The 19210-nt window shown below is 24.6% G+C and carries 17 protein-coding genes and 2 tRNA genes; 15 read left to right on the top strand and 4 right to left on the bottom strand.

The genetic code is table 11. The features are described 5' to 3' along the window. Positions 1-4: 4 nt before the first annotated feature. The 14 genes from hisI to CKSOR_RS00030 all read left to right on the top strand — a co-directional run bounded on the left by hisI (position 5) and on the right by CKSOR_RS00030 (position 10205). Positions 5-442, top strand: coding sequence for a phosphoribosyl-AMP cyclohydrolase (hisI, locus tag CKSOR_RS00095; protein WP_108673589.1), 438 nt, complete (start codon positions 5-7; stop codon positions 440-442). Next, entirely contained in the window at positions 435-791 is a 357-nt protein-coding gene (locus CKSOR_RS00090) for a phosphoribosyl-ATP diphosphatase (RefSeq protein ID WP_108673588.1), read from the top strand. Before hisI ends, CKSOR_RS00090 begins: the two co-directional genes overlap by 8 nt. A 16-nt stretch (positions 792-807) precedes the next feature. Continuing rightward, positions 808-1143 carry an HIT domain-containing protein gene (locus CKSOR_RS00085; protein ID WP_108673587.1) on the top strand — a complete coding sequence of 112 codons (336 nt, stop codon included), beginning with the start codon at positions 808-810 and terminating at the stop codon, positions 1141-1143. Positions 1144-1183: 40 nt separating this feature from the next. Beyond that, positions 1184-1960 carry a Nif3-like dinuclear metal center hexameric protein gene (locus CKSOR_RS00080; protein ID WP_108673586.1) on the top strand — a complete coding sequence of 259 codons (777 nt, stop codon included), beginning with the start codon at positions 1184-1186 and terminating at the stop codon, positions 1958-1960. Between the two features lie 80 nt (positions 1961-2040). Continuing rightward, positions 2041-2643: a glutathione S-transferase N-terminal domain-containing protein gene (locus CKSOR_RS00075; RefSeq protein WP_108673585.1), complete on the top strand. Its 603-nt coding sequence runs from the start codon at positions 2041-2043 to the stop codon at positions 2641-2643. Between the two features lie 7 nt (positions 2644-2650). After that, positions 2651-3028, top strand: coding sequence for a ClpXP protease specificity-enhancing factor SspB (locus tag CKSOR_RS00070; RefSeq protein ID WP_108673584.1), 378 nt, complete (start codon positions 2651-2653; stop codon positions 3026-3028). Between the two features lie 67 nt (positions 3029-3095). Continuing rightward, positions 3096-3171, top strand: a tRNA-Thr gene (locus CKSOR_RS00065). A 70-nt stretch (positions 3172-3241) separates the two neighbouring features. After that, positions 3242-3317, top strand: a tRNA-Asn gene (locus CKSOR_RS00060). Positions 3318-3438: 121 nt separating this feature from the next. Then, the gene (locus CKSOR_RS00055; protein WP_108673583.1) at positions 3439-5034 is read left to right on the top strand and encodes a peptide chain release factor 3; all 1596 of its coding nucleotides are present in this window, start codon (positions 3439-3441) and stop codon (positions 5032-5034) included. A 28-nt stretch (positions 5035-5062) separates the two neighbouring features. Continuing rightward, positions 5063-5323, top strand: coding sequence for a hypothetical protein (locus tag CKSOR_RS00050; protein WP_108673582.1), 261 nt, complete (start codon positions 5063-5065; stop codon positions 5321-5323). Between the two features lie 205 nt (positions 5324-5528). After that, positions 5529-7205: a 2-isopropylmalate synthase gene (leuA, locus tag CKSOR_RS00045; protein ID WP_108673581.1), complete on the top strand. Its 1677-nt coding sequence runs from the start codon at positions 5529-5531 to the stop codon at positions 7203-7205. Positions 7206-7344: 139 nt separating this feature from the next. Next, the gene (gene argS, locus CKSOR_RS00040) at positions 7345-9030 is read left to right on the top strand and encodes an arginine--tRNA ligase (RefSeq protein ID WP_108673580.1); all 1686 of its coding nucleotides are present in this window, start codon (positions 7345-7347) and stop codon (positions 9028-9030) included. Positions 9031-9089: 59 nt separating this feature from the next. Further along, positions 9090-9623, top strand: a complete 534-nt coding sequence (locus tag CKSOR_RS00035) for an SPOR domain-containing protein (RefSeq protein WP_161539529.1) — start codon at positions 9090-9092, stop codon at positions 9621-9623. A gap of 6 nt (positions 9624-9629) precedes the next feature. Beyond that, positions 9630-10205, top strand: a complete 576-nt coding sequence (locus CKSOR_RS00030; RefSeq protein WP_108673578.1) for a thioredoxin domain-containing protein — start codon at positions 9630-9632, stop codon at positions 10203-10205. Here the strand turns inward: CKSOR_RS00030 and CKSOR_RS00025 are convergent. Further along, the gene (locus tag CKSOR_RS00025) at positions 10202-11395 is read right to left on the bottom strand and encodes an acetylornithine transaminase (RefSeq protein WP_108673577.1); all 1194 of its coding nucleotides are present in this window, start codon (positions 11393-11395) and stop codon (positions 10202-10204) included. The two genes, CKSOR_RS00030 and CKSOR_RS00025, sit on opposite strands and share 4 nt — an antisense overlap. A 193-nt stretch (positions 11396-11588) precedes the next feature. Here CKSOR_RS00025 and CKSOR_RS00020 point away from each other — a divergent pair, with 193 nt between their 5' ends. Next, the gene (locus tag CKSOR_RS00020; RefSeq protein ID WP_108673576.1) at positions 11589-14048 is read left to right on the top strand and encodes a DNA topoisomerase III; all 2460 of its coding nucleotides are present in this window, start codon (positions 11589-11591) and stop codon (positions 14046-14048) included. 55 nt (positions 14049-14103) lie between these two features. On the opposite strand, the gene gyrB is transcribed toward CKSOR_RS00020, so the two are convergent. The 3 genes from gyrB to dnaA all read right to left on the bottom strand — a co-directional run bounded on the left by gyrB (position 14104) and on the right by dnaA (position 19210). Then, complete coding sequence (gene gyrB / locus CKSOR_RS00015; protein ID WP_234411223.1) at positions 14104-16563, bottom strand: DNA topoisomerase (ATP-hydrolyzing) subunit B; 2460 nt, start codon at positions 16561-16563, stop codon at positions 14104-14106. Positions 16564-16660: 97 nt separating this feature from the next. After that, positions 16661-17773, bottom strand: a complete 1113-nt coding sequence (gene dnaN / locus CKSOR_RS00010) for a DNA polymerase III subunit beta (protein ID WP_108673575.1) — start codon at positions 17771-17773, stop codon at positions 16661-16663. Positions 17774-17776: 3 nt separating this feature from the next. After that, positions 17777-19210, bottom strand: a complete 1434-nt coding sequence (gene dnaA / locus CKSOR_RS00005; protein ID WP_108673574.1) for a chromosomal replication initiator protein DnaA — start codon at positions 19208-19210, stop codon at positions 17777-17779.

The raw sequence follows: 19210 nt of genomic DNA, 5'->3' as shown, positions 1-19210 counted from the left end.
CCATATGTACAAAAATGATAAAAATCAACAGGAGTGGTTAAATGAAATTAAATTTGATGAAAATGGATTAATACAAGTAATTATTCAGGATATTAATAGTAAGATATTATTAATGTCAGCTTGGATGAATATAGAAACTTTGCAAGAGTCTTTAAATACTGGTTATACTGTTTATTGGTCAAGATCTAGAAAACAAATATGGCATAAAGGATATTTATCTGGAAATTTTCAAATAATTAGAGAAATTAGACTAGATTGCGATGGTGATGTTATATTAATGCAAGTAGAACAAATTAATTCTATTTCTTGTCATACTGGTCGTAATAGTTGTTTTTTTCGTAAATTAGTACAAAAAAATAATAATGAATTTATATGGGATATAGTGGATAATGTAATAAAAGATCCTAAATTAATATATTCTTCAAAGGATAAAAATGAATAATAAAATAATCAATACCAATGATGTATTATCAAATTTAGCTAATATTTTAGAATCTAGATTATCAGAAATAGATAATGATTCAAATACAAAAGGATCTTATACATCACAATTATTTATGAATGGACCTGATGCATTTTTAAAAAAAATTGGTGAAGAATCTACTGAATTAGTAATGGCTGCAAAAGATAATATTTCTAGTAAAATAGTTAGTGAAATGGCTGATTTATGGTTTCATTGTTTAGTTTTATTATCTTACTATAAATTACGTCCAGAAGATATTTTAGTTGAACTAAAACGTAGAGAAGGAATATCTGGTATAACTGAAAAAAATAGTAGAACAAAAATTTAAATTATTGGGTTGCATAATGCAAAATAATTGTTTATTCTGTAATATAGCTAAAGGTATCATTAATTCAGAAAAAGTATACGAAGATGATGAATTTATAGCTTTTAATGATATTAAACCAATAGCAAAAATTCATATACTTTTAATACCAAAAAAGCATATTATATCTATGCAATATATTGATGATAGTGATACAGAATTGTTAGGTAAAATGATGATATTAATTTCTAAAATTGCTAAATTACATTGTAATATAAATGGATTCAGATTAATAAATAATTCTGGTTTTATAGCAAAACAAGAAATTATGCATTTGCACTTTCATATTATTAGTGATAGTAATATTTTGAAATAAGTGGAAACAAATTTCCATAAAATATTGTTATTTAATCTTCATGTATAATATAAAAAATTTTTACTTATTAGATTGGTTAGAAAATACTCTAAATTCTAATAGCATAAAAAATGATTATGCTCCTAATGGAATGCAAATAGAAGGTGATACTAATATCTCTAAAATTTTATTTGGTGTTACTTTAAATGAGCAATTAATAAAGTTAGCTATTAAAAATAAAGCAAATGCTATCATCACTCATCATGGATTATTAAATTATAAAGAAAATATTGTTGTAAAAGGAATAAAACGTAATCGTTTGAAATTAATTTTAAAAAATAATATAAATATATTTTCTTATCATTTACCATTAGACGTTCACATATCTTTAGGTAATAATTATCAATTAGCAAAATTACTCGATTTACATCCAATTCTATGTAAAAATCAATTACCATTAACTTATTGTAATGGATTATTATGGATTGGTACTTCTAAAAAAATTAATAATATAAAAGATCTATGTATCTTAATAGAAAAAAAATTAAATAGAAAACCTTTATATATTGGCCCAAAAAATAAAATTATAAATAAAATAGCTTGGTGTACTGGAGCAGGACAAAAAATGTTTAGTGATGCTATAGAGTTAGGTGCTGATGTATATATCACAGGAGAAATTTCAGAATCAAGTGTACATTTAGCTAGAGAAAATAATGTAGGATTTATAAGTGCTGGTCATCATGCTACAGAAAGATATGGAGTAAAAGCTTTAAGTCAATATATAATGGAAAAATTAAACATTGAAACACAATTTGTTGACATAGATAATCCTATATAAATGAAAGAAATTTACATTTATATAGGCAAAGATATTTTATGGTATAAATTATATATTATATATATCAAAAGGAAAGCATAATGATGGTACTGTATTCTGGGACTATTTGTCCTTTTTCACAAAGATGTAGATTTGTTTTATTTGAGAAATGGATGGATTTTGAAATTAAAGATATTGATATATTAAATAAACCTAACGATATTTCAATAATGAATCCTTATGGAAAAGTTCCTATATTAGTTGAGAGAGATTTAGTTTTATATGAATCAAATATTATAAACGAATATATAGATGAACGATTCCCTCATCCACAATTGATGCCTTCTGATCCTATTATGAGAGCTAGAGTCAGATTATTTTTATATAATTTTGAAAAAACATTATTTTCTAATATACATAAATTAGAAAAAAGAAATGATGACATTGATACAATAGAAGCAAGAAATAATATTCAAAATGGATTAATTCAATTAGCACCTATTTTATCTAAAAATAAATTTATGTTAGGAGATGATTTTTCTATGTTAGATATTTCAATAGCACCTTTATTATGGAGATTAGATTATTATGGTATTAATTTACCAAAAAATGCTGCTCCATTACAAAAGTATGCTGAACGTATTTTTTCTAGACAGGCATACATAGAATCACTTACTCCTGCAGAAAAAATAATGCGAAGATAAATATAATATGAAATATACAACCAAACCATATTTAATACGTGCTATATATAATTGGTGTATAGATAATAAATATTTGCCATATATATTAGTATATATAGACGAAAATTTACAAATTCCATTATATTTAAAAAATCAAGATTCTATAGTTTTTAATATTGATCCAGAAGCTGTATATAATTTAGAAATAAATAATCATTTTATTAACTTTGAAGCTAGATTTAATGGTAATAAAGAATTATTATCTATAAATATAGATAATATAATATCAATTTATGCTTATGAAAACCAAATTGGTTTACATTTTGATATTGAATCTTCAGCAAAAGCAAATAATATAGAAAATAAATCTATAAAAAACAAAACTAAGTTACGTTTAGTAGATTAAAAAATTTGTAAATTTATATTAAAATAATATAAAATAGAATTATAATTTATTATATTTCTTGCATAATGCCGGCTTAGCTCAGTTGGTAGAGCAGCGCACTTGTAATGCGAAGGTCGGGGGTTCAACTCCTCTAGCCGGCACCAATAAATTTTAAATTTATTTTATAAATTTAGTGACAAATAAGTTTGTTTTCGTATATAATTATTCTATAGATCCCCGATAGCTCAGTTGGTAGAGCGACGGACTGTTAATCCGCAGGTCGCTGGTTCGAGCCCAGCTCGGGGAGCCATGATTATATTATGATATATAAACTTCAAATATCTCACATCTTATTTTCAATTGATTATTATCAAAATTTTTCAATAATATTTATTATTAAAATAAATATTTTATTTTTATAATTGTTCATTATGACTATCATTCATGAAGAAGTAAAAAAACGTAGGACATTTGCAATTATTTCTCATCCTGATGCAGGTAAAACAACTATTACAGAAAAAATATTATTATTTACAGGAGCTATACAAATTGCTGGTAGTATAAAATCTCGTAAATCTAATAAATTTGCTTCTTCAGATTGGATGGAAATAGAAAAACAAAGGGGTATATCAGTAGCATCATCTGTTATGCAAATAGAATTTATGGATCATATTTTAAATTTATTAGATACTCCAGGACATGAAGATTTTTCTGAAGATACATATAGGGTATTAACAGCAGTAGATGCTGTATTAATGGTTATAGATGGGGCTCATGGTGTTGAACCACAAACTATTAGATTAATTAATGTATGCAGAGCTAGAAATATACCAATAATTACTTTTGTAAATAAAATGGATAGAGAAGTAAAAGAACCATTAGAAATTATGGCAGAAATTGAATCATATATAAATATGTCAGTAATTCCTCTTTCTTGGCCAGTAGGAATGGGAAAAAATTTTCATGGAGTAATAGATTTAATAAGAAATCATATGAAAATTTTTAAACCAGGTGAAGATAATTTAAAGCAAACTTGTGAAATTATATATGATATTAATCATCAAAAATTAACTAATTATGGTGAAGATTATAAAAAAGCAATATCAGAGATTACATTAATAAATGATGCCATGCCAAAATTCATGTACGATGAATTTATAAATTGTAAACAATCTCCTATGTTTTTTGGTTCAGCTATTAATAACTTTGGCATAAAAGAATTATTAAATGCTTTAATAAAATACGCTCCATCTCCTCAATCTATGCAAACATTACAGAGATTGATATCACCATATGAAGAAAAATTTTCTGGAGTTGTATTTAAAATACAAGCTAATATGAATCAATTTCATAGAGATAGAATAGCATTTATACGTATTAGCTCTGGTAAATTTACTAGAGGGATGACATTGAAATTAACAAGAAATAAAAAAGAAGTTAAAACTAACAATGTTGTTTCTTTTTTATCTAAAAAAAGATCTATATTAGATGAAGCATATGCAGGAGATATAATAGGAATCCCTAATCATGGTACCTTAAGATTAGGAGATGTATTAACACAAGGTGAAAATTTACAATTCATAGGTTTACCTTTTTTTGCTCCAGAAATATTTCAAGAAATAGAAAGCAAAAATCCTCTTAGAGTTAAACAGTTCAGAACTGGGTTAAAGCAATTAGGAGAAGAAGGCGCGATTCAAATTTTTAAGCCTATAAATGAAAATATTATATTGGTAGGTGCTATAGGTAATTTACAATTTGAAGTTATAGCACATAGATTAAAACTAGAATATAATGCAGAAGTAATATTTAAACCAACTAAATATATAATTTCACGTTGGATCATGTCTAATAATAAGAAAGCTATGGAAAAATTCATTAAATTAAATAGTCAAAATATTGCATTAGACGTTTCAGAAGCAATTGTGTATATTGCTAGTTCTAAATCACAATTAAAAGTTGCTCAAGAATTAAATCCAGATATCAAATTTTATACAATGAAAGAATATGGTTCAAATGAAATTTATTAAATAAACTATTTTTATAGAGTTAATTTTTATGTCTTGGAAAAAAATAATATTTATTTTGATTTTTATTTTATTTTTTACTATTTATACTGGTTATAAATTAGGTTACTGGCTTGTAGATAATGCACCATCTTCTTCTTTAGTTAATATAAAACATCAAAATAAATCTTTATTAGATGCAAATGGTAATCTTTATATTCAATCTCCACCACAACCTTTAAACGAAGGTTCTTTCATTAATAATATTAAAAACAAAAAAAACAATATTAATACACTTGATTTATTAAATTAAATATATTTAATACATATTGATGTTTGTAAAACATATAAAGTTGACTAATAAACCTTAGTAATTTATAGTTTTTAAATAAGAATATAAAAATTACTTATAATATATTTAATATTTATAATATTAAATTATAAAAAATACATTTATTTTAGATTTTTTCTAAAATATTTTTTTAACATTTTTATACATAAGTTCAGACTATATAAAAATTATGCTTACAAATCCATCTAAAAAATATGTGCCATTTCGTCCCTTTAAAAAGGATTTTTCAGAAAGAACATGGCCTAGTAAAATTATTACCAAAGCTCCAATATGGATGACAACTGATTTACGTGATGGTAACCAATCATTGGTAGATCCAATGAGTACTCATCAAAAATTGAGATTTTTTGATCAGTTAATTAAAATTGGTTTTAAAGAGATCGAAATAGGATTTCCTTCTGCATCACAAATAGAATTTGATTTTATACGTAAATTAATTGAAGAAGAAAGAATACCTGATGATGTAACAATTATACTTTTAACTCAAGCACGTGAAGATTTAATCAAAAGGACTGTTGAATCAGCTATTGGTGCAAAAAATATTATGATCCATATGTATAATTCTTGCGCCCCATCTTTTAGAAAGATAGTTTTTCGTATGACTCGTGATGAAATAAAAAATTTAGCTATTCATGGAACGGAATTAGTAAGAAATTATACTAGCTTATATCCAAAGACAGAATGGCGTTTTGAATATTCACCAGAAGTATTTAGTACAACAGAATTAGATTTTGCATTAGACATATCTAATGCAGTCATAGATACATGGAAACCTATATCAACTAATAAAATGGTTTTAAATTTACCATCTACTATAGAATCTAATACTCCAAATATATATGCTGATCAAATTGAATGGATGCATAATAATTTATCACATAGGGATAAAATTTTATTAAGTGTACATCCTCATAATGATAGAGGAACATCAGTAGCTGCTGCTGAACTATCTCTTTTAGCAGGGGCAGATAGAATAGAAGGCTGTTTATTTGGTAATGGTGAAAGAACTGGTAATGTAGATTTAATTACTTTAGCATTAAATTTATATACTCAAGGTATTTCACCAGGATTAGACTTTTCTGATATAGATGAAGTTATACGTTGTGCAGAAGAATGTAATAAAATTTCAGTACATCCTAGACATCCTTATGCTGGTGATTTAGTATTTACTGCTTTTTCTGGATCACATCAAGATGCTATTAAAAAAGGATTTGCACAACAAAAACCTGACTCTATTTGGGAAGTACCTTATTTACCAATTGATCCTGCAGATTTAGGAAGAAGCTATGATGCAATTATTAGAGTAAATAGTCAATCTGGTAAAGGAGGGGTAGCTTATTTATTAGAGCAAGAATATGGATTAATTATTCCTAGAAGATTACAAATAGAATTCAGCAAAATAATACAAAAATTAACAGATGAAACTGGCAAAGAAGTTACAGCATCAACAGTATATGCAATTTTTAAAAAAGAATATTTAGATCAAATTACTCCTTGGAAATTAATAAAACATCGTATAGATGGAAATCCAGATAGTCTTGAAAATCAAAAATTTAATATCAAAGTAGAACTTTCTTATAATAATGAAATTCAAATAATTGAAGGAACTGGTAATGGTGCTATCTCTGCATTTATTTCTTCTTTAAATATACCAATTAGAATTTCTGATTATCATGAGCATGCAATAGGTACTGGTACTAATACACAAGCAGCATGTTATGTAGAGTTGAGAGTTGAAAACTCAAGTACAAGTTTTGGTGTAGGTATAGATAAAGATATTGTAACAGCATCTTTTAAAGCAGTATTAAGTGCTTTAAATAGATATCAAAATAAACAAAAATAATTTTTTGTATAATTAAAAGTCTTATTGTATTTTATATATATTTAGTAGTAATATATTAAATATATCAAACTTTTTTTTAAAGTGTGTAAGTAAAATTACACACTTTTATTTTACTTATATTAATCTTATATATATTATTATGCTTCTCAAAGAGCAAAAAATTAAATTATCTTTATTATTAAAAAATATTATAAAAGATAGTATCAATATTAGTATTGATAATATTGTTATCAATCAGCCTAAATTATTAATACATGGAGATTTTTCTACAAATATTTCTCTTATATTAAGTCAAAAATGTCAATTAAGTGCAATGAATATTGCTAGTATATTAGTTGATCATCTTAATAATAATATTCATTTAATTGAATTTATTGATAAAATTGAATATGTCAAACCTGGATTTATAAATTTTTATAGAACTCATCAATCTAAGGTTTCAATAATAAAAGATATTGAACAACTAAGTTCTAATTATGGAAAAAAATCTAAAAATAATCAAAAAATTATTGTAGAATTTGTTTCTGCTAATCCAACAGGTCCATTACATGTAGGTCATGCAAGACAGGCTGTAATAGGAGATGTTTTATGTAATTTGTATGAAACTATTGGGTATGATGTTACTAGAGAATTTTATTATAATGACTCTGGTAATCAAATTGATAATTTAGTACATAGTGTCATAGCACGAGCAAAAAATATAGATATAAATTCTCCTTTATTTCCAGAAAATGGATATAAAGGAGAATATATTGTAGATATTGTTAAACAATATCTACAAAGGTCTTCTATAAATAATAATGGTTTATTAATTGAATCAGATGGAGATATTGAAAACCTAGAATTGTTAAAAAAGTTTGCTGTAGCATATTTACGTAAAGAACAAGATATAGATTTAAAAGCATTTAATGTCAAATTTGATAATTATTATCTGGAAAGTTCTTTATACTCTAGTGGATTAGTAGAAAAAACTGTTAATAAAATCATTAATAATCAATTTACTTATGAAAAAGATGGAGCTTTGTGGTTAAAGACAACTTCTTTGAAAACAGGAGATGATAAAGATCGCGTAATGAAAAAACGAGATGGTAGTTATACATATTTTGTACCTGACATAGCTTATCATAAAACAAAATGGGATAGAGGATTTAAAAAAGCTATTAATATACAAGGTAGCGATCATCATGGTACTATAGCTCGAGTTAGAGCAGGATTACAAGCTTTAAAAGATAGTATACCAATTAATTATCCTACATATATTTTACACAAAATGGTTAAAATAATTAAATCAGGTCAAGAGGTTAAAGTTTCAAAAAGATCTGGTAGTTATGTGACTATGAGTGACTTAATTAATTGGGTTGGTAGAGATGCAGCTAGATATTTTTTAATACAACGTAAAGCTGATACAGAATTTACTTTTGATGTAGATTTAGCCATATTAAAAAATGAAGAAAATCCAGTTTTCTATATACAATATGCACATGCTAGAATGTGTTCTATCATTAAAAAATCTACATTAAGTAATGAAAAAATAATTAATGCAAACCTAGAACTATTAAGAACCACATCAGAAATAGAGTTATTAAAAATATTAAGTGAATTTCCTGAAATAGTAGAGCAATCAGTAAAAGAATTATCACCCCATAATATGGCATTTTGGTTAAGAGAATGTGCTTCTAAGTATCATCAATGGTATAATTCTGATAAAATTATTACTAATAATCCTGATTTAACTGCATCACGTTTAAGATTGATGAAAGCTACTAAGCAAGTTTTATTAAATGGTTTAAAAATAATTGGAATATCTGCTCCTGAAAGTATGTAAATATTCTTAATAAAATTATGGCAGTAAGAAGATTTAAAAACATATATAGAAGAAAATATATGAAATCAAAATATTCATCATTTAGTATTGGATTAATTATAGGTTTAATAATTTCAGCAATTTTTGCATCTTATATAACTAAATTACCTATTCCATTTAGAGATAAAATAGATCAATTACAAAAAGAAAATTATGCTTTATCTTCTATTAGTAAAGAAAAAAATCTATTGAAACTACAAGATTGCCAAAAGCTTATGAAAAATAAAAAAGATTTATTAATCAATAATCCTATAAATGATTTAAATATCATAAATAATGATATGAATATAATTAATCAATATAAAGAAATAAATAATAAAACATATTACTTACAAGTAGGATCTTATAAAAATATTAATAATGCTCAATTGTTTAAGAACAAAATAGAAAAATTTTTAAATTTAAAAATTATAATTCAAACAGCAAAAAATAAAGATTACAATGTATATCGTGTTTTAATTGGTCCTTTTTTGGATATAAAAGAGATAGATACAATACAAAAAAATATCTTAGATAAACATAACATAAAGTCTACAATAATTATACGACAATAAAATTTAATGAATATTAAAAGATTATTTTATATATTAATATGTTTCTCTTTTGCGCAATTTGCTTATTCACAAAAATTGATTGATCATAATAATAAAAATTATCAAAAAATAGAAGTTTTAGAATTTTTTTCATATAACTGCAAATCTTGTTTTTCAATTTTTAATAATACAAATCAATTTAATTTAAGTAAAAATCAAGACTTATTTTTAAAAATACCAATATCATTTAATATTGGAATGAAAAATTTACAGCATTTATTTTTTACGATTAATTTATTAGGACGTGAAGATTTGCATAAGGAAATTTTTAAAGCTATTCATAAAGATGGTATAAAATTATATAACAAAAAAGATATAGATGAATGGATTATAAAACATCAAATCAATATTAAAAATTTTAATCAAATTTTTTATTCTTATGATGTAACTTCTAAAGTACAAGCATCTAATTTATTAGCTAAAATTTATAAAATAAATTATTTACCTGTTTTTATTATAAATAGGAAACTTATAACATTGCCAAAATATGAGAATGTTATAAGTGATATTTTATTAAATATGTTATTTTATAATAAATTTTAAAGTCTTGATTCTATAATTACTTTTTCTAAAATATTAATCATAATATTAATTTCATCTTCTGTAATATTTAGAGCTGGCATAAATCTTATTAAATCTTTTCTTGGTGAATTTATCAATAATCCTTGTGGGTTATAATTTCTGGCCATTTCAACTATTTTAGGTCCATCATCATACTCATTCAAAATTAAAGCTCTTAACATACCTAATCCTCTTTCTCCTCTTAAATTTAAACGATTAGCAAGTAAATTTAATTCTAAAGATAATTTATCTGCCTTTAAATTTACTGAATTAAGGAAATTAGGAGAATTTAATATATCAATTATAGTAACTCCAACCGCTGTACATAGAGGATTTCCATTATAGGTACCACCTTGATCACCATACTCAAAAACAGAAATATTTTTTTTGCAAAGCAAAGCAGACAAAGGAACTCCACCACCAATACCTTTTCCTAAAGTCATAATATCTGGTTCTATATTAAATTGTTGATATGCAAATAAAGAACCTGTTCGTCCCATTCCTGTTTGTACTTCATCTACTATTAGTAATATATTTTTTTCTTGTGATATTTTTCTTAATTCTCTAACAAATAATTTATCAGCAAGAATAACTCCAGCTTCTCCTTGTACTAGCTCTAGCATAATAGCAACAGTCTCATTATCTATTAGATCAATAACAGATTCAATATTATTTAAAGTAGCTTTATAAAAACCATCTACTTGTGGAGCAAATTTTTTATCCCATCCTTGTTTTCCTGAAGCAGACATAGTAGCCAAAGTGCGACCATGAAAACTATTATGCATTGTAATAATTTTATATGCTCCATTTTTTTTTATTTGACCCCATTTTCTAGCTAATTTAATTGCTCCTTCATTAGCTTCTGCACCACTATTTGCAAAAAATACTTTATCAAAACAAGATGATGATACTAATTTAGAAGATAATTGAATAGAAGGCAAATTATAGAAAGCTGGAGATGGATTTATCAATAACTCACTTTGCTTATGTATAGTTTCTTTTATTTCATTTGGGCAGTGTCCTAAAACATTTACCGCCCAACCTTGCATAAAATCTAAATATGATTTACCATCAGCATCTTCTAACCAAGAATTATGTCCTTTCACAAAAATTAAATCAGGACGATTGATAATATCCATAAGACTTTTTGTGTTATATTTACTAGTTTGCATATATTACCTTCTAATATTAGATATTGATCAATTTTAAAAATTAAAATTTAAACATATCAGACATTTTATAAAAATAAAATTCAATTATTATGATAAATTATCAATTTTGCTATATATAATATAATGATATTTATATATACATTTTATTATAATATAAAAATACTGTTATAGAATTTAATAAATCCGATTATATATGAATAATAAAACATTAATTATTGCAGAAAAACCTTCAGTAGCAAATGATATATCAAAGGCACTAGGAAAATTTACAAAAAAAAATGATTTTTTTGAAAATGAATGTTATGTAATAACTTCTAGTATTGGTCATTTGCTAACTTTAATAGCACCTAACGAGCCTAAAAAAGGTAAATGGAATCTTAATAACCTTCCTGTAATACCTGATATATTTGAATTATCTCCAACTGATAAAAAATGTGCTGAAAAACTAAAAAATATTATTAAAATCATAAAACGCAAAGATATTGATACTATTATTAATGCCTGCGATGCTGGTAGAGAAGGTGAATTAATATTTAAATATATTATACAATATTCTAAAAGTAAAAAACCTATTAAACGTTTATGGCTACAATCTATGACTAAAACTGCAATATGTGATGCTTTTAATAATTTGCGAGATAATGAGCAAATGAAATCTTTAGAAGATGCAGCCCGTTCCAGAGCTGAAGCTGATTGGTTAATAGGTATTAATGGTACAAGAGCTATTACTGCATTTAATAGTTTGGAAGGAGGTTTCTATAAAACAACTGTAGGTCGTGTGCAAACTCCTACTTTATATATAGTAGAAAATAGAGAAAATAAAATTAGAAATTTTAAAGCAAAAGAGTTTTGGGAAATTCACGCCAAATTCATATTTAATGATATATATTATCAAGCCAAATGGATAGACATAAATTTTAAAAAAGATAAAAATTTTCCTGAAAAAAATGAATCTCGTATTTGGTCATTAGATAAAGTTAATAGTATTATAGAATCTTGTCAAAAAAAAGAAGGAACAGCTAAAGATGAAATTAAAATTTCTAATCAATCTGCACCTTTATTATTTGATTTAACCTCTCTACAGCGTGAAGCAAATAACAAATTTGGTTTTTCTGCAAAAACAACTTTAAGTCTAGCTCAAAATTTATACGAAAAACATAAATGTTTAACATATCCTAGAACTGATTCTAAATATCTACCAGAAGATTATTTAACAAATGTGTATGACACTCTTAATAACATAACAAAATCAGAAACAGATATTGATAACATAAAAAAATATGCAAGCAAAATTATACAGAAAAAATGGTTATGTTTAAATAAAAAAATATTTGATAACAAAAAAATATCTGATCATTTTGCAATTATTCCTACACCACAATTACCAAATAATTTAAATGAATTAGAATATAAGATTTATAATTTAGTATTAAAAAGATTTTTAGCTATATTTTTTCCTGCTGCAGAATATGAAATAGTAACAAGAACTACAAATATTAACTCTAATATATTTATAAATGAATATAAAGTATTAAAATATTCAGGTTGGTTAGAAGTATATAATAAAACCAATGAAAATAATATTTTTCCTAAAATAAAAAATAATGATGTAGTTAAAGTTGATAAAATAGAAAAAATCAATGAATTTACAAAACCACCTGCTCATTATAATGAAGCTACTTTACTATCTACAATGGAAGTAGCTGGAAAATTAATAGAAGATGATGAATTACGTGAAGCTATGATTAATAGAGGACTAGGAACACCTGCAACTAGAGCATTCATAATTGAAGGATTAATCAAAGAAAATTATATTAGAAGAGAAAATAAAGATTTAATTACAACGGCAAAAGCAAGACAGTTAGTAAATTTGCTATCAGGATTAAATATAAAAGAATTAACTTCCCCTGAATTAACTGGCGAATGGGAGTACAAACTAAAACAAATTGAACAAGGAAACTTAAATCGATATCAATTTATGTCTGAAATAGTAACAATGTCTAAAAATATCGTACAAATTACTAAAGAATATAAGAATGATACAGTACCTGGTAATTATGTAACATTGAAACATAGTTGCATACTATGCAATGGTATAGTTAAAGAAAATTATCGAAAATATGCTTGTATTAATTGTAATTTTTATATAAATAAATATCTAGCTAGTAGAATGTTAGATATTATAGAAATAGAAGAATTGTTAAAAAATAAACAAATTGGACCTCTGTCAGGCTTTTTAAGTAAATCTTTAAAACCTTTTAGCGCATCTTTAAAAATAAATGATGAAGGTAAATTAGAATTTGATTTTCATAAAAATGAAAAACACTGCGAAAATTTTGAAATTATTAATGATATATCACTAGGAAATTGCCCAATATGCAAATTACATAATGTAGTAGAAAGCAAAAATTATTATATTTGTGAAAAAAATGGTAATTTTGAAAATAATTGCAATTTTTTATGTAGCAAAAAAATTTTGAATCAAATTATTTCCAGAGATCAAATGAATAAATTATTAAATAATGGAAAAACTGATTTATTAGAAAATTTTATATCTATAAGAACTAAAAGAAAATTCAAAGCCATAATATCAATAGATTCTAAAGGAAAAATAAAATTTATTTTTAATAAAAATAATGTTAATAATAAATAATATACAAAATTATCAGAAAAAGATTGCTATCATATTCTGATAATTTTTATTAATGTTAAATATCAATATTTTTGACTAATAAAGCATTATTCTCAATAAAATTCTTTCTCAATTCAACATCATCACCCATTAAAGTAGTAAATATTTTATCAGCTTCTATAGCATCTGCAACATTCACTCTAAGTAATCTTCTGGAATTAGGATTCATAGTAGTTTCCCATAATTGCTCTGGGTTCATTTCTCCAAGACCTTTATACCTTTGCTTAGATATAGATTTTTCAGCCTCATTTTTTAGCCAAATCATTGCTTCCATAAAATTATTTGCTTGAAATTCTTTTTGTTTATCACCAACCCCTTTACGAACAAGTAATTTTTTATTTTTAATTATATTAAATAAATTTTCACCATATTGAATTAATGAACAAATATCATTATTTTTAAATAAATTTTTATTTAATACACTAATTATCTTATTACCATAATGCGATCTATATATTTCTAAGTAATAAGAATTTTCTTCTTCATTATGTTTAATTAATATATTTATTGTTTTCTTATTTTTTTCGAAAAACGAATACAATTTATTAACTGAATCTAATGCCGAATTATAGTTATCTAAATTAATTTTTATATTATCATATAAAGCTAATAAAATTTCACGATCTATAATTTTAGATAAGTTTGTCATAATACTTTCTGAATTTACATATTCTTTAGCTAATTTTATAAATTCATTTTCATTTATAGTAGTTAAGGTATCTGCAAATAAAATACTACTATTTTTTAAAGATAATTTGAGCATAAATTGTCTTGCTTCATCTTCATCTTTTATATATTTCTCTTCTTTTCCTAATTTTATTTTATATAAAGGTGGTTGTGCTATATATACATAACCTTTTTCAATTAATATTGGCATTTGTCTATATAAGAAAGTTAATAATAAAGTTCTTATATGAGCTCCATCTACATCTGCATCAGTCATAATAATCAACCTATGATATCGTAATTTATCTAAATTAAAATCTGAAGATATACTAGTACCAAGAGCAGTGATTAAGGTTGTGATTTGTTCACTAATAATTATTTTATCAAAACGTGCTTTTTCAACATTTAATACCTTGCCTCGTAATGGTAAAATAGCTTGAAATTTACGATCTCTACCTTGTTTAGCAGAGCCTCCAGCAGAATCACCTTCAACAATATATATTTCACACAATTCTGGATTTCTTTCTTGACAATCTGCTAATTTTCCAGGTAAAGAGTTATGCTCTAAAACATTTTTTCTTCTAGTCATTTCACGAGCTTTACGAGCAGCATTTCTAGCTTTAGCTGAATCTATAATTTTATTACATATTACTTTAGCATCATTAGGATATTCTAATAACCAAATATCTAATTTATTTATTATAATTTCTTCTACAATAGGACGTACTTCACTAGAAACTAATTTGTCTTTTGTTTGACTACTAAATTTTGGTTCAGATACTTGCACTGATAAAACACATGATAAACCTTCTCTAATATCTTCTCCTGAAATATCTATTTTCAGTTTTTTAGATAAATCATTATCAATAATATATTTATTAATAACTCTTGTCATTGCTGCGCGAAGACCTGTTAAATGAGAACCACCATCTTTTTGAGGAATGTTATTTGTAAAGCATAACATATTTTCACTGTAACTATCGTTCCACTGCATAGCTACTTCTAAACCTATAGGATTTTTTTCTTCTAAATGTTTTATTTTTGTATAAAAAATATTAGTATGAATTGGTTTTTTATTAATATTCAGATATTCCACAAAACCTTTAACACCTCCAGAATATGCGAATTCTTCTGATTTATTATGAATATCATCAATTAATTTAATATTAATCCCATTATTTAAAAATGATAATTCTCGTAACCTTTTAGCAATGACGTCATAATTATACTTAATAGTGTTAAAAATTTCAGAATCTGCTAAAAATGTAATTTCAGTACCAGATTTATTTGTATCACCTAAAATGATTAACGGAGAAATAGGTATTCCTTTTTCAAATTTAATCTGATATATTTTTCCATTTTTATGGATAACTAAATTTAACCATTGTGATAAAGCATTAACACAAGATACTCCTACACCATGAAGACCTCCTGATACTTTATAAGAATTTTGATCAAATTTACCACCAGCATGCAATTCTGTCATCACTATTTCTGCTGCACTACGATTTAGTTCATCTTCTTTATGGATCTCTGTAGGTATGCCACGACCATTATCTTTAATAGTAACTGAATTATCACTGTTAATAGCAACAATAATAGAATTACAATATCCAGCAAGAGATTCATCTATAGCATTATCTAATACCTCGAATATCATATGATGTAATCCAGTACCATCAGAAGTATCTCCAATGTACATACCTGGTCTTTTTCTAACTGCTTCTAATCCTTTAAGCATTTTTATAGAATCAGCACCATAATTTTGATTATCTGTTTTATTTGACATGTTTTTAGTATCAATTGTCATTTATATAATAACACCAAGTTAAAATTGAAAATGATAATGAATAATTCTAAATAAAGCATTAGACTATTATTATCTAGTTGATAAATTATATTTTAAATTAAATCCTCATCGGCATTACAACATATTTAAAATTTTCATGATCTTGAAATCTAATAAGAGCTGAAGAATTATTATCGTTACCTATAGAAAATATCAATGTATTAGATTTAATATTATTAATAACATCCAGTAGATAATTTACATTAAATCCAATATTTAAATTTTCATATTCATATTCAATATCTATTTCTTCTAAAGCTTCTTCATGGTTTGCATTATTAGAAGAAATACTCATAAGATTTTTTTTTAAATTTATTAAAATACCTTTAAATTTATCATTAGTCATAATAGATACTCTCATTAAGCTACCATGAAATACATCCCTCTTAATTGAAAATACTCTTTTATGATGATTAGGTATAACTTTATTAAAATCAGGAAATTTGCCATCAACTAATTTAGAAATAATTTCTATATCACTAAAACTAAATTTAATTTGATTAAAACCTACATCTATATTAATATCATCATCCATATTATTTAATAAACGTATTAATTCAATAATATTTTTTCTAGGAATAATTACTTCACGATATTCTCCTTGATAATCAATTTTCATTGAATTAAAAGCTAATCGATGACCATCTGTAGCTACAGCCTTAATAATATTTTTATCAAATACTAATAATAAACCATTCAAATAGAAACGTACATCTTGATGAGCCATAGCAAAATATGTAGTATTTATTAAATCAAATAAATTTTTTTGAGATATTTTTACAAAAATATCAAACTGCTCCAATTGATTAATTACAGGAAAATCTTTATATGGTAATGTTTGTAAAGAAAATTTACTTTTTCCAGATATGATTGATAAACGATTTTCAGATAATAATGATAAACTTACATTGTTATCACATGGTAAAGATTTTAATATCTCTAATAGTTTTCTAGCAGATAATGTAATATAACAATTACTATCGCTATATCCAAATTTAGTAAATACCGTGACTTGTATTTCTAAATCAGTTGCTAAAATAGATAAATTTTTATTTTCTTTCAATAGTAATATATTAGATAGTATAGGAATAGATTGCCTTTTATCAACTACACCAGTGACTTTTAAAATAGCTTTTAACAAATAATCACGATTAACACTTACAATTTGCATTTGTTACCCTTTTATTGTTTGCTCTAATACATGCAAAATATGATTTAATTCTGTATTTTTATTACGCACTTCTTGTATTTTTCTAACAGCATGTAATACTGTAGTATGATCTCTACCACCAAATAATAATCCTATTTCAGGCAAACTTTTTTGTGTTAGTTCCTTAGCTAAGTACATTGCAATTTGTCGTGGCAAAACAATATTTGAAGTTCTTCTTTTTGAAGACATATCTGTAATTTTTATTTTAAAATAATCTGCAACTGTTTTTTGAATATTATCTATCGTTATTTGACCATTAGATACTGATAATATATCCCTAAGTGCTTCTTTACAAGTATCAATATCCAAAATATTTTTGCCATGAAATCTTACATATGCTAATATTTTTCTTAAAGCTCCTTCAAGTTCTCTAATATTACTGCGTAAATGTTTAGCTATAAAAAAAGCTATATCTTCATTAATAATCATCTCTTCAGTCTTAGCTTTATGTAAAAGTATTGCAACTCGCATTTCTAATTCAGGTGGTTCTATAGCAACAGTTAAACCAGAATCAAATCTTGATATCAGTCTACTATCGATTCCTGATAATTCTTTTGGAAAACTATCACTTGTTATAATAATTTGCTTTTTTTTATTAGAAATAGACTCAAATGCATAAAAAAATTCTTCTTGTGTTCTATTTTTACCAGATAAAAATTGTATATCATCAATTAATAATAAATCTAAAGAATGATAATATTTTTTAAATTCATCAAAAGATTTTCGCTGATAAGCTTTTACAACATCTGAAACATATTGGTCAGCATGTACATAACGTACTATAATATTATCATTAATATTTAACATAGCATTACCAATAGCATGAATTAAATGAGTTTTTCCTAAACCAACACCACCATATAAAAATAAAGGATTATATAGACTACCAGGATTTTCAGATATTTGTAAAGCTGCTGCACGAGCCAATTGATTTGCTTTACCTGTTACATAGTTATCAAAAGTTAATTCTGAATTTAATCTAGATTTTTCATATTTTAAAGTAGATAGTTGTATGTTAGATTCTTTATTAATATTATTATTTCTATCATTAAAAATAATAATATTTTCATTAATTTTTGAAATAATTCTTGAATCAATATCAGAAATATTTTTTTCATTGTGTATAACATTTTTTAATTTCACTTGCTCAGAATTTTTTTTTAATTCTAATAATACTAAAATAGGTACACCATACCATTCTAAAGCTATTTTTTCTATATGATGTAATAAATTTCTTTTAACAAAATCCAACTTAAATTTATTTGGAGCTGATAAACGCAATATAGATTTTTTACTATCAAAATCAACTGGTATCAAAGGTTTAATCCAAGCACTTATTTGTTGTGGAGGTAAAATAGTTTCTAAACGTTTGATACATATAATCCAAAATTTATTCAT

Origin of the sequence: Candidatus Kinetoplastibacterium sorsogonicusi (assembly GCF_003072465.1) — a bacterium.
GTDB lineage: Bacteria > Pseudomonadota > Gammaproteobacteria > Burkholderiales > Burkholderiaceae_B > Kinetoplastidibacterium > Kinetoplastidibacterium kentomonadis.
This window is presented reverse-complemented; position numbering and strand designations above follow the sequence as displayed.

Coding starts and splice junctions, on each gene's coding strand:
- CKSOR_RS00070 (WP_108673584.1), top strand. CDS start 2,651: ATGAAATATACAACCAAACCATATTTAATACGTGCTATATATAATTGG.
- hisI (WP_108673589.1), top strand. CDS start 5: ATGTACAAAAATGATAAAAATCAACAGGAGTGGTTAAATGAAATTAAA.
- CKSOR_RS00035 (WP_161539529.1), top strand. CDS start 9,090: ATGAAATCAAAATATTCATCATTTAGTATTGGATTAATTATAGGTTTA.
- CKSOR_RS00080 (WP_108673586.1), top strand. CDS start 1,184: ATGTATAATATAAAAAATTTTTACTTATTAGATTGGTTAGAAAATACT.
- CKSOR_RS00025 (WP_108673577.1), bottom strand. CDS start 11,395: ATGCAAACTAGTAAATATAACACAAAAAGTCTTATGGATATTATCAAT.
- CKSOR_RS00085 (WP_108673587.1), top strand. CDS start 808: ATGCAAAATAATTGTTTATTCTGTAATATAGCTAAAGGTATCATTAAT.
- argS (WP_108673580.1), top strand. CDS start 7,345: ATGCTTCTCAAAGAGCAAAAAATTAAATTATCTTTATTATTAAAAAAT.
- dnaN (WP_108673575.1), bottom strand. CDS start 17,773: ATGCAAATTGTAAGTGTTAATCGTGATTATTTGTTAAAAGCTATTTTA.
- dnaA (WP_108673574.1), bottom strand. CDS start 19,210: ATGAATAAATTTTGGATTATATGTATCAAACGTTTAGAAACTATTTTA.
- CKSOR_RS00075 (WP_108673585.1), top strand. CDS start 2,041: ATGATGGTACTGTATTCTGGGACTATTTGTCCTTTTTCACAAAGATGT.
- CKSOR_RS00050 (WP_108673582.1), top strand. CDS start 5,063: ATGTCTTGGAAAAAAATAATATTTATTTTGATTTTTATTTTATTTTTT.
- gyrB (WP_234411223.1), bottom strand. CDS start 16,563: ATGACAATTGATACTAAAAACATGTCAAATAAAACAGATAATCAAAAT.
- CKSOR_RS00030 (WP_108673578.1), top strand. CDS start 9,630: ATGAATATTAAAAGATTATTTTATATATTAATATGTTTCTCTTTTGCG.
- CKSOR_RS00090 (WP_108673588.1), top strand. CDS start 435: ATGAATAATAAAATAATCAATACCAATGATGTATTATCAAATTTAGCT.
- CKSOR_RS00055 (WP_108673583.1), top strand. CDS start 3,439: ATGACTATCATTCATGAAGAAGTAAAAAAACGTAGGACATTTGCAATT.
- CKSOR_RS00020 (WP_108673576.1), top strand. CDS start 11,589: ATGAATAATAAAACATTAATTATTGCAGAAAAACCTTCAGTAGCAAAT.